General features: G+C 63.2%; 16 protein-coding genes. 7 read left to right on the forward strand and 9 right to left on the reverse strand.

Translation table 11 applies throughout. From position 1 onward, the window contains the following. The first annotated feature begins 51 nt into the window (after positions 1 to 51). The 3 genes from OKQ63_RS18655 to OKQ63_RS18665 are packed head-to-tail and all read left to right on the forward strand — an operon-like array spanning position 52 to position 2,683. Positions 52 to 663, forward strand: a complete 612-nt coding sequence (locus tag OKQ63_RS18655; RefSeq protein ID WP_264211518.1) for a dimethylamine monooxygenase subunit DmmA family protein — start codon at positions 52 to 54, stop codon at positions 661 to 663. Beyond that, a complete protein-coding gene (locus tag OKQ63_RS18660; protein ID WP_264211519.1) occupies positions 660 to 1,625 on the forward strand; it encodes a PDR/VanB family oxidoreductase in 966 nt (321 codons plus the stop codon). Before OKQ63_RS18655 ends, OKQ63_RS18660 begins: the two co-directional genes overlap by 4 nt. An 11-nt stretch (positions 1,626 to 1,636) precedes the next feature. Then, positions 1,637 to 2,683, forward strand: coding sequence for a heme-dependent oxidative N-demethylase family protein (locus OKQ63_RS18665; RefSeq protein ID WP_264211520.1), 1,047 nt, complete (start codon positions 1,637 to 1,639; stop codon positions 2,681 to 2,683). Between the two features lie 310 nt (positions 2,684 to 2,993). Here OKQ63_RS18665 and OKQ63_RS18670 read toward each other — a convergent pair whose 3' ends face one another. The 7 genes from OKQ63_RS18670 to OKQ63_RS18700 all read right to left on the reverse strand — a co-directional run bounded on the left by OKQ63_RS18670 (position 2,994) and on the right by OKQ63_RS18700 (position 9,120). After that, positions 2,994 to 3,650 carry a helix-turn-helix domain-containing protein gene (locus OKQ63_RS18670; RefSeq protein ID WP_264211521.1) on the reverse strand — a complete coding sequence of 219 codons (657 nt, stop codon included), beginning with the start codon at positions 3,648 to 3,650 and terminating at the stop codon, positions 2,994 to 2,996. Between the two features lie 242 nt (positions 3,651 to 3,892). Continuing rightward, entirely contained in the window at positions 3,893 to 4,501 is a 609-nt protein-coding gene (locus OKQ63_RS18675) for a tetratricopeptide repeat-containing protein (protein ID WP_264211522.1), read from the reverse strand. After that, a complete protein-coding gene (locus tag OKQ63_RS18680) occupies positions 4,452 to 5,159 on the reverse strand; it encodes an ABC transporter ATP-binding protein (protein ID WP_264211523.1) in 708 nt (235 codons plus the stop codon). Before OKQ63_RS18680 ends, OKQ63_RS18675 begins: the two co-directional genes overlap by 50 nt. After that, complete coding sequence (locus OKQ63_RS18685) at positions 5,149 to 5,916, reverse strand: ABC transporter ATP-binding protein (RefSeq protein WP_264211524.1); 768 nt, start codon at positions 5,914 to 5,916, stop codon at positions 5,149 to 5,151. Before OKQ63_RS18685 ends, OKQ63_RS18680 begins: the two co-directional genes overlap by 11 nt. Beyond that, positions 5,913 to 6,893, reverse strand: coding sequence for a branched-chain amino acid ABC transporter permease (locus OKQ63_RS18690; RefSeq protein WP_264211525.1), 981 nt, complete (start codon positions 6,891 to 6,893; stop codon positions 5,913 to 5,915). Before OKQ63_RS18690 ends, OKQ63_RS18685 begins: the two co-directional genes overlap by 4 nt. After that, positions 6,886 to 7,755, reverse strand: coding sequence for a branched-chain amino acid ABC transporter permease (locus tag OKQ63_RS18695; protein ID WP_264211526.1), 870 nt, complete (start codon positions 7,753 to 7,755; stop codon positions 6,886 to 6,888). Before OKQ63_RS18695 ends, OKQ63_RS18690 begins: the two co-directional genes overlap by 8 nt. A gap of 75 nt (positions 7,756 to 7,830) precedes the next feature. Further along, positions 7,831 to 9,120, reverse strand: a complete 1,290-nt coding sequence (locus OKQ63_RS18700) for an ABC transporter substrate-binding protein (protein ID WP_264211527.1) — start codon at positions 9,118 to 9,120, stop codon at positions 7,831 to 7,833. A 477-nt stretch (positions 9,121 to 9,597) separates the two neighbouring features. On the opposite strand from OKQ63_RS18700, the gene OKQ63_RS18705 reads away from it, so the two are divergent. Further along, a complete protein-coding gene (locus tag OKQ63_RS18705; RefSeq protein WP_264211528.1) occupies positions 9,598 to 10,323 on the forward strand; it encodes a FadR/GntR family transcriptional regulator in 726 nt (241 codons plus the stop codon). Positions 10,324 to 10,502: 179 nt separating this feature from the next. Here the strand turns inward: OKQ63_RS18705 and OKQ63_RS18710 are convergent, their stop codons facing one another. Further along, a complete protein-coding gene (locus OKQ63_RS18710) occupies positions 10,503 to 11,819 on the reverse strand; it encodes an ABC transporter substrate-binding protein (RefSeq protein WP_264211529.1) in 1,317 nt (438 codons plus the stop codon). A 163-nt stretch (positions 11,820 to 11,982) separates the two neighbouring features. Between OKQ63_RS18710 and OKQ63_RS18715 the strand changes: the two genes are divergently transcribed. Together OKQ63_RS18715 and OKQ63_RS18720 are read left to right on the forward strand one after the other, a co-directional pair. Next, positions 11,983 to 13,329 (forward strand): trimethylamine monooxygenase, encoded by a 1,347-nt coding sequence (locus OKQ63_RS18715; protein ID WP_264211530.1) that lies wholly within the window; start codon positions 11,983 to 11,985, stop codon positions 13,327 to 13,329. A gap of 92 nt (positions 13,330 to 13,421) precedes the next feature. Beyond that, positions 13,422 to 14,426, forward strand: coding sequence for a GlxA family transcriptional regulator (locus OKQ63_RS18720; protein WP_264211531.1), 1,005 nt, complete (start codon positions 13,422 to 13,424; stop codon positions 14,424 to 14,426). Positions 14,427 to 14,451: 25 nt separating this feature from the next. Here the strand turns inward: OKQ63_RS18720 and OKQ63_RS18725 are convergent, their stop codons facing one another. Next, the gene (locus OKQ63_RS18725) at positions 14,452 to 15,432 is read right to left on the reverse strand and encodes a sterol desaturase family protein (RefSeq protein WP_264211532.1); all 981 of its coding nucleotides are present in this window, start codon (positions 15,430 to 15,432) and stop codon (positions 14,452 to 14,454) included. A gap of 100 nt (positions 15,433 to 15,532) precedes the next feature. Here OKQ63_RS18725 and OKQ63_RS18730 point away from each other — a divergent pair, with 100 nt between their 5' ends. Next, positions 15,533 to 16,477: a LysR family transcriptional regulator gene (locus OKQ63_RS18730; RefSeq protein WP_264211533.1), complete on the forward strand. Its 945-nt coding sequence runs from the start codon at positions 15,533 to 15,535 to the stop codon at positions 16,475 to 16,477. The last annotated feature ends 9 nt before the right edge of the window (positions 16,478 to 16,486 follow it).

Below are 16,486 nucleotides of genomic sequence, written 5' to 3' on the forward strand. Positions count from 1 at the left end.
CTCCGGGGGCGCCCGCTTCCGTTCACCCGGACTGCAGGAAAAGCGACCCACATGTCTAAGACCGAATTCCCCCCTTCGATCAAAAGCCGCCCCGTCTACGGCGAGCTTGAAGCCCGCCCCGGCGGCGGCCACCTGATGATTGCCGACGCCGAGGGCGCCGAGGCGATTCTTGACCTCGCGAAAACCGTGGACAAGGACTTCTGGGCCAAGGCCCACATCATCTACATCCCCAAGAAGACCGGCACCAAATACAGCAGCCAGCTGGAAGCGCTGGGTGCCGGCCAGTATTACTGCGGCCCGTCCTACGAGGCCGCGCAAAGCCGCATCCGCCGCGCCCTGCAGGACTGCCACATGGGCACCCAGGTCTATCTGACCGGCACCGAGAGCCTGATGGGCCAGGCCATGTACGAGGCCACTTCGGCCGGCATCCCGCATACCGCGATCCAGACCGAACACCGCGGCTCGACCGCGCGGCGCATGCAATGCGTGCACTGCAAGGGCATCACCGAGGACGTCACCACCGATCCCTTCGAATGCAGCCACTGCGGCCTGAGCCTGTTTGTGCGCGACCACTATTCGCGCCGCATTGCCGCCTTCCAGGGCGTGCGGGTGGATGCCGAAGATCCGGGCAATATCCCCGAGAAAGTGGAGCTGTTCAAATGAGTGCTGGCACCGCAAAACTGAATGTCACCGTGGCCGAGGTCAAACCGATCAACGATCTGGTCACCCGTTTCAAATTCGTCCGCACCGGCGGCGGCGGCCTGCCCACCTTCTCGGGCGGCGCCCACACCGTGGTCGAGATGCAGGACGGCGATATCACCCGGCTCAATGCCTACTCATTGATGTCCAACCCCGCCGACCGCGGCGCCTACACGATTTCGGTGCGCCGCGACGATCAGGGCCGCGGCGGCTCCAAGTTCATGCACAGCAAGGTGAAAGAGGGCATGGAGATGGTAATCTCCAACCCGGTGAACCTGTTCTCGCTGGATCTGCGCGCCAAGAAGCATCTGATGCTGGCCGGCGGCATCGGCATCACCCCCTTCATGGCGCAGATGCACCAGCTTGCCATGATGGGCGGCCGGTTCGAGCTGCACTATTCGGTCCGCACGGCATCGCTGGGCACCTACGCCAAGGAACTGACCGAACGCTACCCGGGCAAGGTGCATGTCTACCATGACGACCAGAAGGAGGCGATCGACCTGCCCGCCCTTCTCGCCAACCAGCCGCTGGGGACTCATGTCTACGTCTGCGGCCCCAAGGGCATGATCAACTGGGTGCATGGCACCGCATCGGAAATGGGCTGGCCGCGCGAGGCGGTGCATTCCGAGGAATTCCTGGCCCCGGCTTCCGGCAAGCCGTTCGAGGTGAAATGCGCGGTCTCCAACAAGGTGGTCCAGGTGGGCGAGCACCAGTCGCTGCTGGAAGCGCTGGAAGCGGCCGGCATCGACGCCCCCTATCTCTGCCGCGGCGGCGCCTGCGGCCAGTGCGAGACCAATGTGATCGGCTATGACGGCAAGTTCCTGCACCACGATCACTGGCTGACAGACGAGCAGAAGGCCGGCGGCAAGCATATCATGCCTTGCGTGTCGCGTTTTGAGGGCAAGACTCTGGTCCTGGACCGCTGAGGGAGAGAGAAATGACGATCCAATTCAACGACGAAACCTTCCGCGGGGACTTCACTTTCCGCAACTCGGAATGGGCGATCAAGCGCTTCCCCTTCCCGTTCCACGAAGACAGCTACATGTATTCGGTGAACATGGAGCCGCACACCTCCTACCGGCCCGGCTCGGTGTTCGAGCGCACCTTCGACGTCGACGAGCATTATGTCTCGGAGATGAAGGACCGTGCCCAGGTGCTGGCGGACGATCCGCTGCGCTGCCAGTCGCTGCCGCATATGACGCTGGCAGGCTGGGACCTGGTCGAGCTGATCATGGAAGCCAAGGCGCGCGAATACCCCGACCTGTTCGAGCTGCACAAGAACGGCAACCGCTGGCGCTGGGTGAACAAGCCCCTGGGCATCGACGACACCTTCACCTTCCTCGATGAGAGCACCCTGCCCTACGGCCCGATGGAATACATCACCCGCCAGACCCAGGGCGACTTTGCGATGCTGGACCAGCGCGACGACAACCTGTGGATGGATGCCGGCATGGTCACCACCCAGGCCGACTGGAGCCTGGATTTCGACATCGGCATGAACTTCTTCGAATGGCATGCCCCGGTGCCGAAGGCGCATGAGATGGGAATCTTCGTGCGCGCCCTGAAGTTCCTCCTGAACATCCAGCAGGGCCAGCCCGCGCGGCGCCTGAACTGGACCATGACCGTGAACCCGCTGCTCGACACCAGCCCCGAGAACTACCACAAGTGGGGCGAGATGAAGCAGGACCTCACGATGGAGAACCTGGGCAGCAAGCAGCACCTGCGGGTCGAACTGCAGACCTTCTTCCGGCTGCCGCGCTCCAACGCGCTGGTATTCCCGATCCGCTGCTACCTGATCAGCTTCAACGATCTGGTGACGGTGCCGAAATGGGGCCGCCGCCTGCACCGGGTGATCCGCGATCTGCCCGAGGAGCTGGCGACCTACAAGGGCTTCATCGACAACCGGCCGATGATGGTCGAATGGCTCTCGCAATATGACGACGGCAGCCCGACTTCCGACGGCATCTGGGCCGACGACGACTGATCCCGAGCGGACTTGGCGGGCCGTCCCTACCCCCTGTCACTTATGGCCCGCCTCACTGACTGCCGCCGCCTCTGGCCCGGCAGTTTTTTTTCGCGGCCGGCAGGCCTCCCGCCCCTGCATCAGACCGCAGGCTCCGCCTGCCCCCAGCGCAGCGTTGGGCCGGGCAGCGCGCTTCGCGCGCTGCCCCGGCCGCAAACGGAATGCCCGCTGCATGACGCCGCCGCGCCGCGCATCGCGCGGCGCCACGCCCAACTGTGCAGGAATATCTTCAGATGTTCCGGAGCGGGCGGGAGCCCCGCCCCGCCGCGGATCAGCTCGACTGCGGGTAGGAAATGATCGACAGGTAGCGCGCGGGCAGCTTGATCAGCTCTTCCGGCCCGTGCGGCGCATCGGCATCAAAAAACAGCGTGTCCCCCGGCTGCAGCGGGAACACCTTGTCACCGTGGCGGTAGTCCACCTCGCCCTCCAGCATATAGAGCATCTCGATGCCGTCATGCTGGAAGGTCGGGAAGATATCCGACTCCTCGGTCAGGGTGATCATATAGGGCTCCACCATCACCCCCGAGGCGTTGGCGCCGAGATGCCCCAGCAGCTGGTACTGATGGCCTGCCCTGGTGCCAGCCCGCTCGGTCTCAACCCCTTTGCCTGAAGGCGTATGCACAGCCTCGCGGGTTTCCTCGAAGCGGCGGAAAAACGATGTGATCGGCACGCTCAGCGCATTGGCCAGGAGCTGCAGCGTGGTCAGCGACGGCGAGGTGTTGCCGTTTTCGATCTTCGACAGCATGCCAATCGACAAACCGGTCAGATTGGCCAGATCCGCCACTGTGATGCCCTGCTGGCGCCGGAACGACCGCACTTCGCGGCCGATGGCCACTTCCAGGACTTTTTCCGAGCCTTCGCGGACACGGTGCGGATCTTGAGACAAGTTATGTGCCACTGCGTCGGTATCGTCTTTGGGTTTAGCCACTGTGTTATCTTCCTTATTGACGTCCTCTGGCAAGCGCGCAGCGGCGCGATACGCAAAATCTTTTCAGGGCACAAGAAACCCTGATAAAATTATTTTACTGCCATTACCAGTTTTTCCCAAGCCCTCACCGTCAGAGGAAACAAATTAGTTGCCCCGCTGCCCCGGTCGCAAAGCCGGAGACACGGAAACCCGGGCCGCCGGACCCGGGTTTCTGCAGACAGGCGCGCTTGGCCCGGGGCATGTCACTTGTCGAGCAGCAGCAGGCAGGCCCCCAGAACCTTGCGGGTGCCGTCAAACACCGTGGGTTTCTCTCCGCGCCAGCGGCTGGCGTGCCGGTGCAATGCCGCCCGGCCCGAGGTCAGGCTGCGCAGCGTTTCGCCGGTTTCCGCTGCAATCCGCCCCACCCGGGTTTTCAGGTTGGCATGGTAGGTATCCCGGTGCAGCGCCTCCATCCGCAGGTGAAACAGCGAGGACCGGCTGCGCGGCGCGATATGCATGCGCGCAACCTGCCCCTCCGCCGCCGCCCAGACCCGCAGGGCGCGGGCCTGAAGCTGTTCCGCCGCTGCCGGAGCGCCTGCCCGGAATTGCAGCACAGCCAGATTGGCGGGCGCCGCAGCCCGGCGCAGGTCAGCCGCCGGAAACACCACCCGCGCCAGCACATCCGCCAGTTGGAACAGCCGCACCGCCTGGTGCGGCCGGCCCGCGCCTTCCTCCGCCAGCGCCCGTTCCATCAGCCGCTCCCAGGCCAGGTCTGCACGGGACCATCCAGCCTCGCGCGCGGCCCGCATCTCTGCGTCGGCCTTAAAGCCCCAAATACGCGGCGCGGACGTGTTCATTGCCGTGAAGCTCATCTGCAGGGCCCTCCATTGCTGCATTTCCGGTTTCCAGGACATAGGCGTAATCGGCCAGTTCCAGCGCCAGTTCGGCGTTCTGCTCGACCAGCACCACCGACAACCCGTTGCCATTGATCTCCTCGACGATCCGGGCAATCTCCTCGACAATCACCGGCGCCAGCCCCATCGAGGGCTCATCCATCAAAAGCAGCCGCGGCTTGGACATCAGCGCCCGGCCGATCGCCAGCATCTGCTGCTCGCCGCCCGACATGGTCCTGGCCATCTGGGTACGGCGTTCGCGCAGACGCGGGAACCGTTTGAAAACATCCTCCAGATCCTCCTCAACCGCATCCTTGTCCTTGCGCAGGAACGCCCCGGTGCGCAGGTTCTCCTCCACCGTCATGTCCGGGAAGATCCGCCGACCTTCCGGCACATGGGCGATACCGTTGGCCACCACCTTATGCGCAGGCAGATGATCGATCCGCCTGCCCTCGAACGTGATCTTGCCCGCGGTGATCGGCAGCATTCCCGACATTGCCCGCAGGGTGGTGGTCTTGCCGGCCCCGTTGCCGCCGATGATGGTGACGATCTTGCCCTCCGGCACCGCAACCGAGATGTTCCGGATCGCGTTGATCTTGCCATAGTTGACGGCGACGCTCTTCATCTCAAGCAACATGGCGCGCGCCTCCCAAATAGGCTTCGATCACCGCCGGGTGGTTGCGGATCTCCTGCGGGCCGCCTTCGGCCAGGAACTTGCCAAAGCTCATGCAGGTGATGTTGTCGCACAGCCCCATGATCGCCTGCATGTCGTGCTCGACGATCAGGATGGTGATCCCGTCACTCTTCAAGCGCTCCATCAGGTCCATCATCTGCCGGGTCTCCTCCGGGTTCATCCCGGTGAACGGCTCATCCAGCAGGATCACATCCGGGTGGCTGGCATAGGCCACCGCCATGCCCAGCGCCCGCTGGTGGCCGTGGCTCAGATCGCCGGCCCGTTCGTGCATCACATGATCCAGGCCGAAGAACTCCAGCGCCTCCCTGGCCCGCGCCCCGGCGCCGCTGCGGTCCTCCTTGTCCCAGCCGATGATGGCGGCAAAGATGTTGGGGCGGAACGGCATATGGGTGCCGACCAGCGCATTCTCCAGCACCGTCAGCTCGGCAAAAAGGGTCGAATGCTGGAACGTCCGCACCACCCCGCGCCGGGCCACCTCATGCATCTGCAGGCCGGAGATGTCCTCGCCGCGCAGCAGCACCTGGCCCGCGGTGGGCCTGTAAAAGCCCGAGATCATGTTGAAGGTCGTGGTCTTGCCCGCCCCGTTGGGGCCGATCAGCCCGTGAATGGTGCCGTGCGCCACCTTGAACGACAGATTGTCCACCGCCGTCAGGCCGCCGAACCGCATGGTCAGATCTTTGACTTCGAGAAAATCGGTCATTCTGCCGGCCTCCGTTCGGGCGCGCCGCCCGCGGCGCGTCTCTGAGTGAATTTCTGCACGATGCTTTCCAGACCATTGGGCAGGAACAGGATCGACAGGATCATGATGGCGCCATAGATCAGCGGCCGCATCTGCTCGAGTCCAAGCTCGCGCAGCACAATCTCGTTGATGACGGTCAGCACCACACAGCCCAGGATCGGGCCATAGAAAGTGGCGGTGCCGCCAACAATCGCCCAGGTCAGCACATAAACCATCAGGTCGATGTCAAAGGCGTTGGGATTGATGGTGCCCACATAATGCGCCAGCAGCGCCCCCGAGATGCCGGCAAAGCCCGAGGCAATGGCAAAGGCCAGCGTCCGGTAGGCCCGCACATTCACACCTGAGGCCTGCGCCAGCTTGTCCTGCCAATGCACCGCATGGAAGGTCAGGCCGACCGGCGATTTCTCGATCCGCCACAGGATCCACAGGCAGACCGCCACGACAGCACCCGCGAAATAGTAGTATGAGGCCGGCTCGAAGAAATCGAACTGGTAGAAGCCGGCCGAGAAATCCGGCATCGGATCGATCCCCTTGATCCCCTTGGCGCCGCCGAACGGATCCCGGAACCGCTTCCACAGCAGACGGATGATTTCACCCGCGGCAAAGGAGCCGATCAGGAAATAGAACCCCTTCATCCGGAACAGCGGGAACGACAGCAGCACCGCGATCAGCGCCGCAATCACCCCGCCCAGCAGCATCGAGACGGGTACGTAAACCCCCAGCTTCTTGGTCAGCAGGGCAGAGGAATAGGCCCCGACCCCCATGATCACCACATGCCCCAATGACCATTCGCCGGTCAGGGTCAGCAACCGGTAGCTGGCGACCAGCAGCACGTTGATGGTCAGGAACACCAGGATTTCCTGCTGCGAGAAGCTGAGGCCATGCGGCAGGGCGATCAGCGCGGCCAGCGCCGCGGTCCAAATCAGGAACTTAGGCACGGTCCGCACTCCCGAACAGGCCGGTCGGCTTCACGATCAGCACAACCAGCATCAGCGACAGCCCAACGATGTCGGCCAGCACCCCGTCATAGAAGGTGGTGACAAACGTATGCACCAGCGCATAGGCGATGGACGCGACGATGGCCCCCTCCAGCGAGCCGACCCCGCCGACGATGATGACGATAAAGGCGGTGACGATCACCGAATGGCCCATATGCGGATTGACCGAGACCAGCGGCGCGGTCAGCGCTCCGGCGATCCCCGCCAGCCCCGCGCCGATGAACATGGCGATCTTGGCGGTCTGGACGATCGAAATCCCCTGCAGCGCCGCCGCTTCCGGATCCTGCGCCGAGGCCCGCAGCGCCCAGCCGAACCTGGTCCGCTTCAGGAAATACCAGAGCGCCGACAGCAGCACCACGGCAGCCACGATCACATAAAGCCGCGCCACCGGCAGCCGCACTTTGTCAGTGAAGGCAATCACCTCCTGTGTCACCGGCGGGATATGCTCCATCCGCACGCCGAACCCCATCACCGCCAGCGCCTGCAGGATCATCAGAAAGCCGATCGAGGCCACCAGCCCGCCCAGGGGGTTGGTCTTCAATGGCCGGAACAGCGCCTTCTCCATCAACAGGCCCAGGCAGCCCACGAACAGCAGGCCGATGGCCACCGCGGCAAAGAACGGCACATTCAGATCGGCATAAAGCGCCACCACTGCATAGGCGCCCGCCATGAACAGTTCGCCATGGGCAAAGTTGATCACCCCCATGACGCCAAAAATCAGCACAAGTCCCACAGCAACAAGGGAAATATAGCTCGCAGCATACACGGCGTTGAGGCCGGTCTGCGCCAGAAGGTCCAGCATCGGATTGTCTCTTTGATCAGTCGGTCTGCGGTGCGGGGAGAGGGCCCGCACCGCGGGGTTGCCTGCCTGCAAGGATCAGCTGCGCTGATCCCACATCTGGTCGTAGGCCTGCATGTGCTTCACCAGCAGGTCACCGTGTTTGGCATACCAGTCAGGGATCGAGCGGAAGTCCTTGATGCGGGCCTTGCCCTGTTCGATCGCCACCACCGGCCAGTCGCCGACCAGCGCGTTGTCGATGCCGAACAGCTCGGTGCCCCACCAATCGGCATCGCCGAATGCATGCTTGCCCTTGCCGTCTTTCATCGCAGCCGCCACCGCGTCCGGGCTGGCCGACCCGGCCTTCTCCGCCGCCGCCTTCCACAGGTCCATGATCGAGGCATATTCCCAGCTCACCGCGCCCCACTGGCCCGGGTGCCGCCTGTTGTACTCGGCATAGAACCCGTTCGGATCGGTGAAGTTGATGTTGCTGCCATTCAGCGCCGGATCATCGAAATCCGGGAACTGGAAGACAAAGCCTTCCATGAACTCTTCCGACGTTTTGGCAATCATCTGATCATAAAAATCCGCGGTGCAGGAGATGATCTGCCCCTTGAAACCCTGCTGGAACAGCTGCTCGGCAATCGGGTGCACATAGTCGCTGTAGCAGGTGTCGAGGCAGACGATATCCGGATCCTTGCTGATCAGCCGGGTCACAACCGGCGCAAAATCGGTGGTTGCCGGATCGAACAGCAGCGGCGCGTCCAGCATCTCGATGCCCGCCGCCTCGAACGCTGCCAGATAAGTCGCAACCGAGGGCAGCCCCAGCGCATCATCCTGCGCGCACATCACCGCGGTCTTCAGCTCGGGCTTGTTCTCGGCCAGCCATTCCACCCCGGTCACATTGTAGATCGGATGCACTTCGGCCGGCGCAATCAGCGTGCTGGTGTCGGGCGACAGGTCCGACGGCAGCAGCGTCGAAAACAGCATCCCGGTCTTGTCCGCGACCGGCTGCACGCCGGGCCAGGTGTCGCCGCCCAGCATCATGATGAAGCTGACGCCATCCTCGCGGATCAGCTTGGTGGCGCCGGTGCGCGCCTTGGCCGGGTCGTATTCATTGTCATAGGACACGAACTCGATTTCATGGCTGCCGTCGCCCAGCTTGATGCCGCCGGCGGCATTCACCCGTTCCGCCCAGATCTGGCAGCCGTCCAGCCCGGGCTTGCCCCAGGCTGCCACCGCGCCGGTCAGCGGCGCCAGAAAGCCAATCCTGATGGTACTGCCCGCCGCCCGCGACGCGCCCGGCAGCCCGGCACTCAGCGCGGTGACCGCTGTCGACTTGAGGAACGTCCTGCGGGTCAGCCCCGATTTCACGATCTTGGAAATCATTTTTCTCTCCCATGTTGGACCCGCCCGTTTTTTCCGGCGGTGTGTTCTGCGGGACGGATCCTCCCTCGCGGGGATCTTGATGCCAGCCCAACACCGTTGAACCAATTGGCCCAAATTGGACCCATCCTGGACCAAGGCTAGCAGCAGGATGGTTCACCTCCAAGAAATTTTCTTTCACTTTGCGGGCCGAAAAGGCACCAAAATTGAACCACGGGCACGGATTTGCGGCAGTATGCGTCCCAAAAACGGCATAAAAACATGCCCTTGCGGCTCATCTTAAAAACGCAGGGAAGAAACCAATTTAAGAACCAATTTCGTCAGATTTCTTGCCGTCCGGCGCAGGAACCGCTAGGCTGAAAGCCAAACACAGCTGTGTCAAACGGTTGCGCTCCGGCCGCCTAAACCGGTATTTGCACCCTTGTCACAGCAATCAGGAGCAGGGGATTCTCCCGCTCGGCCGGCCCGGAAAAACAGATCATGAGCTCAGCGGAAGAGACCACCTCGCAAATCCTGACCACCCATTCGGTGGGCGCTACCGTGCAGGTGGTGATCGACACGCTGTTTGCCCGCATCAAGGCCGGCACCTACCCGGTCGACACCCGCCTGCCATCGGAACGCACGCTGGCCTCGGAACTGGGCGTTGCCCGCAATACCGTGCGCGAGGCGCTGGATGTTCTGGCCAGCCAGAACGTGATCCACCGCCGCCCGGGCTCCGGCAGCTTTGTCAAATTCCGCTCCGATCCCAAGCCCGAGACCTCCTATTCCTCCCTCGCCAGGGAGGTGTCGCCGCTCGACCACCTGGTGGTGCGCGGCATTCTGGAACCGGAACTGGTCCGCCTGGCGGTGATCAACATGACACCGCGGCAGATCGATGAATTGGACCAGATCCTTTCCCGGGTGGAAGCCGTGCGCACCGATCCGGGCGAATTCATCGAGGCCGAGGAGGATCTCTATCGCAAGATCGCCGAGGGCTCCGGCAACCCGCTGCTGCACTCCTGCTACGAGCTGACGATCGAGGCCTGCCGCCTGTCCTACCGGACCGCGCTGCGCCGCCGCCACCTGACGCCGCAGCGGATGCAGGAATACCAGAAACGCTATAACACGCTGTTCAACGCCATCGCCTCGCGCGATGTGGAATCCGCGGTTGAATTCATCAAGCTGCACCTGATCGACGAGCAGAAACTGCTGCTTCAGGAGATTTGAGCCCGCTCAGCCATTCCCCCCTGCGCCGCGCGCGGCTGGTCTGCCGCCGCAGCCCTTGCCATTTGAACGTAACGGTCTTTGCTCCGGCCGGCCGCATCCCGATACCCCTGGAACCGGCGGCACCTACGGCGCCGCCGCTGCACGCTGGCGAAAGGCCTGCCGAACCAGCGGTGCGGGGACTATGAGACCGCGTCCGAGCTCCGCACCGCGCGCGAACTCACTTCGCTGCCCGGCGCTCCGCTCTCCAGGCGCTGGTGCCAGAGCTGGCCCAGCGCCGACATTTCCGCCTTCAGAAGGCTCGAATGCTGCGCCAGCCAGCCGGGGATCGACTTGAACGCGGCAATCCGCGCCTTGCCCTCCTGGATGGTCACCACCGGCCAGTCGCCGACCAAGGCATTGGAAATCCCGAAGATATCCTCGCCCCACCATTCCGCATGGCCAAAGGCATGGGTCACATGGCCCAGCTGCTTCATCGCCGCCAGCACCGACAGCGGCGCCACCGAGCCCGCCTTTTCCACCGCGCTGTGCCAGATGTCGAGGATCGCCACATATTCCCAGCTCACCGCCGACCAGCTGCCGGGGAAACGGCGGTTGTACTCCTCGAAAAACACATGCGGCCGGTTGAAGAAAAACGCCTTCTCCCGCAGCATCGGATCGTCGAAATCCGGAAACTGGAACACCACCCCTTCCATGAACTCCGGCGAGGTCCGCTCGATCAGCTGGTCATAGCCATCCATGGTGCAGCTGATGATCTGGCCCTTGAAACCCTTGGCGTAGGCATATTCCGTCATCGCATGCACCATCGGCGCATAGGACGAGCACCAGCACAGGATATCGGCGCCGCTCTCCAGCATCGGGTCCACCACCGGCCCCGGATCGCTGGACCCCGGATCATACTGCACTTCCCGCAGGATCGTCTTGTCCGCGGCCTTGAACGCCGCCCGGTAAACCGCCTGCGCGGGCAGCCCCAGCAGGTCGGCCTGGCTGCACAGGGCCACGGTCTGCAGTTCCGGCCGGGTCTCCGCCAGCCAGGCCACCCCGGTCACGTTCTGGATCGGATGCGCCTCGCTCGGCGCAATCAGATACGGCGTGTCCGGCGACAGGTCGGTCGGCAGCAGCGTCGAGGTCAGCACCTTGCTGCGCATCAGGAAATCCCGCACCGGCGCAAAGGTGTCGCCGCCCAGCATCAGCATCAGCTTGACCTTGTTTTTCTCGACCAGCTCCACCGCACCCTCCAGCGACCGTTCCGGGTCGTAGCCACAGTCATAGGAGTGGATGCGGATCGGGTAGCGGCGGCCGCCGATCAGCAGCCCGCCGGCCTTGTTCAGCCCGTCCTCCCAGATCCGGCAGCCGTTCAATCCGGGCAGCCCCCAGCTCTCCACCCGGCCCGAAAGCGGACCGAGAAAGCCGATGTTCACTGATTCTGTCATCCCGACCGACAGCCGGGGCAGCGCCGCGCGGGCGGCCAGCTGATGCGCAAAACTCGTCGTCTTCATTCTTTGAATCCTAACAATAATTTTCTGCCTCGCCAGTCCAATCCGAGAAAAATCATATTCCTTGCGTGAAAATATGTTGACTCGGCGGTGCAATTTTGGACCTAATTGGACCAGACCAAAAGAACCAAACCATAATATTGGTCCATACCAATAGGAGAGCCACATGACCAAGAAACGTATTGCCATCATCGGCGCCGGCCCCTCCGGCCTGGCCCAGCTTCGCGCATTCCAGTCCGCCGCCAACAACGGCGAAGAGATTCCGGACATTGTCTGCTTTGAAAAGCAGGACAACTGGGGCGGCCTGTGGAACTACACCTGGCGCACCGGCCTGGATGAAAACGGCGAGCCGGTGCACTGCTCGATGTACCGCTACCTGTGGTCCAACGGCCCCAAGGAGGGCCTGGAATTCGCCGACTATTCCTTCGAGGAGCATTTCGGCAAGCAGATCGCCTCTTACCCGCCGCGCGCGGTGCTGTTCGATTACATCGAGGGCCGGGTGAAAAAGGCCGATGTGCGCAAGTGGATCCGTTTCAACTCGCCGATCCGCTGGGTCGAATACAACGAGGACAAGGGCAACTTCACCGTCACCGTGCACGACCACGAGAAGGACAGCACCTACAAGGAAGACTTCGACCACGTGATCTGCGCCTCGGGCCACTTCTCCACCCCGAATGTGCCGTTCTACCCCGGTTTCGACACCTTCAACGGCCGCGTGCTGCATGCGCATGACTTCCGCGACGCCCGCGAATTCAAGGGCAAGGACATCCTGATCCTCGGCGCCTCCTATTCGGCAGAGGACATCGGCTCGCAGTGCTGGAAATACGGCTGCAATTCCATCACTTCCTCCTACCGCTCGGCCCCGATGGGCTTCAAATGGCCGGACAACTGGGAAGAAAAGCCCGGGCTGGAATCGGTCAGCGGCAACACAGCCACCTTCGTCGACGGCTCCCAGAAGGATTTCGACGCCATCATCCTGTGCACCGGCTACAAGCACTTCTTCAGCTTCCTGCCGGATGATCTGCGCCTGAAGACCTCCAACCGCCTGGCAACCGCCGATCTCTACAAGGGCGTGGTCTTTGCCCATAACCCCAAGATGTTCTACCTCGGCATGCAGGACCAGTGGTTCACCTTCAACATGTTCGACGCCCAGGCCTGGTGGGTCCGCGACGCGATCATGGGCAAGATCGAGATCCCCTCGGACAAGGCAACCATGCTGGCCGATGTCCAGGAGCGCGTCGAGCGCGAGGAAGCCTCGGACGACGTCAAATACGCGATCAAGTACCAGGGCGACTACGTGCTGGAGCTGATCGAGGAAACCGACTACCCGACCTTCGACGTGGCGGGCGCCTGCCAGGCGTTCTACGAGTGGAAAGGCCACAAGGCCGAAGACATCATGGCCTTCCGCAACCACTCCTACAAATCGGTCATCACCGGCACCATGGCGCCCCTGCACCACACCCCGTGGAAGGACGCCCTGGACGACTCGCTGGAAGCATATCTGCAAAACTAGGCAGATACGCCTGCGCCGTTTTCCCTTCCTGTACGGCGCAGGCACCCCTTCGCTGCTGTGCGAATCCCTCTTCGCAAGCTAATATCCACCCTATGCAGCGCGATAGCACCATGACACTCGGCTTTCTGATTTTTCCCGGCTTCCCAATGGCCTGCCTGACGTCGGCCATCGAACCCCTGCGGGCGGCAAATGAAATTGCCGGCACCGAGACGTTTCACTGGAAACTGGTTTCCGAGACCGGTGCCAGCGTCAACGCCTCCGCCAATGTGGCGTTTCAGCCCGACTGCTCTTTGGACCAGGCCGACGACGTCGACACGCTCTTTCTGCTGTCCAGCCCGCAGGGCAAATTCGAAGACCCCAAGAGCTCCAACGGCAAGCTGCGCCACCTGGCCCGCCACGGCAGCACCATGGGCGCGGTCTCGGGCGGGGTGTTTCCGCTGGCGCGCTCCGGTCTGCTGGACGGGCACAGCTGTTCGGTGCACTGGTGCTACAAGGCCGCTTTCACCGCCGAATTCCCGTCGCTCGCCACCGTTGACGATGTGATCGTGCTGGACCGCCGCCGCTATACCGCCAGCGGTGCCGCGGCAATGTTCGACCTGTCCCTGAAGCTGATCGAACAGGCCATGGGCGACGCGGTGATGACCGAGGTCGCCTGCTGGTTCCAGCACCCGATGGTCCGGGCCGAAGGCGTGCGCCAGAAAATCCCCGCGTTCAAGACCGACAGCACCGCCGACAGCCTGCCGCCGCCGGTGGCCAAGGCCGTGGAACTGTTTGCCGACAACCTCGAACATCCGGTCTCGATCCGCGACGCCGCCAGCGAAATCGGCGTCTCGCCGCGCCAGCTTGAACGCAGCTTCAAATCCGCCACTGGCCAAAGCCCGGCGATCTATTACCGCACCCTGCGGATGAACGCGGCGCGGCAGCTGGTGATGTATTCCCGCGACTCGATCACCTCGATCGCCAACGCGGTGGGCTATGCGACCTCCTCCACCCTGTCGCAGCACTACCGCGAAAGCTTCGGCGTCACCCCGCAGGAGGAACGCCGCAAGGTGAACCTGTTCCGGGTGCAGGACAACCGGCCTATCCCCTCGGCCTGACACCTGCCCCGGAAGGCCGCAGGTGTCAGCCGCCCGTGATCCGTTTCCGGCGCTCTTTGATCTCCGCATCCGCCTGCACCGTGCCGTCGTGGAATGAGCCGAACACCTTGTCCCACGGCACCTCGAGCGAGCCGTAATTGCACTCGAAATACCGGTGATGCATCTGATGGTGAAAGGTGCCCAGATTCAGCCGGTTCCGGTCCTTCATCAGCAGCCCCTCGAACCCGGTGTGGGTGGTCGCCGCGGTCAGCGCATTGAACTGCAGGTGGTACAGGATATGCACCGGGTGCGCCGCCACCAGCCAGTGGATCAGCACCGACCCCAGAAAAATCGCATGCTCCACCGGGTGCATCGACATGCCCGACCAGGGGCCCACATTGATATTGCGGTGATGCACCGAATGCACATGCCTGTAGAAGAACGGCAGATGCAGCAGCCGGTGGATCCAATAGAAATAGAAGCTCTCCCAGATCGGGATCAGCCAGAACAGCGCAATGAACCAGACCGGATGCGCCGCCCAGGTGATCATTGGGGCATAGCCGTTGGCCATGGCCCAGAACATCAGCACCTCATAAGCGGTCCAGAATAACACGCCGCTGGTCATCGTCCAGAACATGTTATCGCGGACCTGCCCGCCCAGGGTGAACTGGCGGCCGCTCTTCATCAGCGGCCGCGGGTCGTACTTCAGACGCTTCCCCTGCGCGGTGAAACTGTAGAAATACACATGAAGCAGCCCGGCCACCCCGCCCATCAGCACCAGGTTGCGCAGGTACACCGGCAGGATCCAGTCCAGCCCCAAGTGCCGGCTCTGCTCCAGCGGCGGCTGAAACCAGCAGAATGAGATCAACGCAATCCCGGCGATGATCAGTTTCTCCGAGATCAGAAACCAGCCGCTTAGCCACCACTTCAGCGCTGCAACCGGGCGCGGCGGCCACTGAAACAGCGGCGACGTCTGCAGCGGCAGCGGCGGCAAGTGGTGCCAGCCTTTCAGCTCTTGTTCGCTCATCAATCCATCCTCCTGCGGGGTCCGGACAGCCTGACGCGGTTTTTCATCTTTATAAAACAGAACTTTTCGCTAACCTTCCCCGGAATTTCAGAGGATAGGCATGCCCGTCACACTCAAAGCGATGCGGTACTTCACCACCGCCCTGCGCCACGGCAACATCAGCCGCGCCGCAGAGGAACTGCATGTCGCCGCCTCGGCGGTGTCAGCGGCCATCGATCAGGTCGAAGCCCGGTTCCAGCTGCAGCTCGCCACCCGCCACCGCGCCCGCGGCATCGCGCCGACCCGCGCGGGGCAGGAAATGGCACGCAAGTTCACCCGCCTGCTGGAGGAATATGACACCGTCCTTGCAGAAGGCGCCGAGCTGAAGCACGAATTCAGCGGCAGTTTCCGGCTGGGGTATTATGCGCCGGTGGCGCCGGGCTTCCTGCCGCAGATCCTGGCTCCGTTTCTGGCCTCCGGCCAGCAGGTCAGCCTGAATCTCGAGGAATGCCATAACGACGCCGCCCAGGCCGGCCTGCAGGACGGGCGCTTTGACGCGATCCTGTTTGTCCCCGACGGCACTTGCCCGCAGATCGAATACGAAGTGCTGCTCAAAGCCCCGGCCTATGCCTTGCTCCATCCCGGCCACCCGCTGGCTGCGCGCACGGACCTCAGTCTCGCCGATCTGGCCGACGAGCCGCTGATCGCGCTGAACAGGCCCATGGTCAGCGATTACCAGCAGCGTCTTTTCGAAACCCTGGGCCGCCGCCCGGGCACCGTTGTGCAAGCCAATACAACCGAAATGGTGCGCGGCATGGTGGCCGCCGGCCACGGCTGCGCGGTGCTGAACATGCGCCCCGCCACCGACCTCAGCTATGGCGGGCAGCGGTTGACTGCCCGGCCCTTGCGCGACGCCGGCGCGCCGTTGCAGCTGGCGGCCGGCTACCACCGCGAAAACCCGCGCCGTATCGTCAGCGCGTTTGTGCAGGGCTGCAAAGCCTGGGCCGCCAGCCCGGCAGCCGCGGATTTTGTCGTGCTGCCGCCAAACGAAACAGGCGCCCCCTGAGCGGGAGCG

The organism is Leisingera thetidis (assembly GCF_025857195.1).
In the GTDB taxonomy this organism is placed as follows: Bacteria; Pseudomonadota; Alphaproteobacteria; order Rhodobacterales; family Rhodobacteraceae; genus Leisingera; species Leisingera thetidis.

Bases quoted from the DNA above. Each gene is read 5' to 3' on its own strand.
- OKQ63_RS18655 (WP_264211518.1), top strand. From the start codon at position 52: ATGTCTAAGACCGAATTCCCCCCTTCGATCAAAAGCCGCCCCGTCTAC.
- OKQ63_RS18660 (WP_264211519.1), top strand. From the start codon at position 660: ATGAGTGCTGGCACCGCAAAACTGAATGTCACCGTGGCCGAGGTCAAA.
- OKQ63_RS18665 (WP_264211520.1), top strand. From the start codon at position 1,637: ATGACGATCCAATTCAACGACGAAACCTTCCGCGGGGACTTCACTTTC.
- OKQ63_RS18675 (WP_264211522.1), bottom strand. From the start codon at position 4,501: ATGAGCTTCACGGCAATGAACACGTCCGCGCCGCGTATTTGGGGCTTT.
- OKQ63_RS18680 (WP_264211523.1), bottom strand. From the start codon at position 5,159: ATGTTGCTTGAGATGAAGAGCGTCGCCGTCAACTATGGCAAGATCAAC.
- OKQ63_RS18685 (WP_264211524.1), bottom strand. From the start codon at position 5,916: ATGACCGATTTTCTCGAAGTCAAAGATCTGACCATGCGGTTCGGCGGC.
- OKQ63_RS18695 (WP_264211526.1), bottom strand. From the start codon at position 7,755: ATGCTGGACCTTCTGGCGCAGACCGGCCTCAACGCCGTGTATGCTGCG.
- OKQ63_RS18700 (WP_264211527.1), bottom strand. From the start codon at position 9,120: ATGATTTCCAAGATCGTGAAATCGGGGCTGACCCGCAGGACGTTCCTC.
- OKQ63_RS18705 (WP_264211528.1), top strand. From the start codon at position 9,598: ATGAGCTCAGCGGAAGAGACCACCTCGCAAATCCTGACCACCCATTCG.
- OKQ63_RS18710 (WP_264211529.1), bottom strand. From the start codon at position 11,819: ATGAAGACGACGAGTTTTGCGCATCAGCTGGCCGCCCGCGCGGCGCTG.
- OKQ63_RS18715 (WP_264211530.1), top strand. From the start codon at position 11,983: ATGACCAAGAAACGTATTGCCATCATCGGCGCCGGCCCCTCCGGCCTG.
- OKQ63_RS18720 (WP_264211531.1), top strand. From the start codon at position 13,422: ATGCAGCGCGATAGCACCATGACACTCGGCTTTCTGATTTTTCCCGGC.
- OKQ63_RS18725 (WP_264211532.1), bottom strand. From the start codon at position 15,432: ATGAGCGAACAAGAGCTGAAAGGCTGGCACCACTTGCCGCCGCTGCCG.
- OKQ63_RS18730 (WP_264211533.1), top strand. From the start codon at position 15,533: ATGCCCGTCACACTCAAAGCGATGCGGTACTTCACCACCGCCCTGCGC.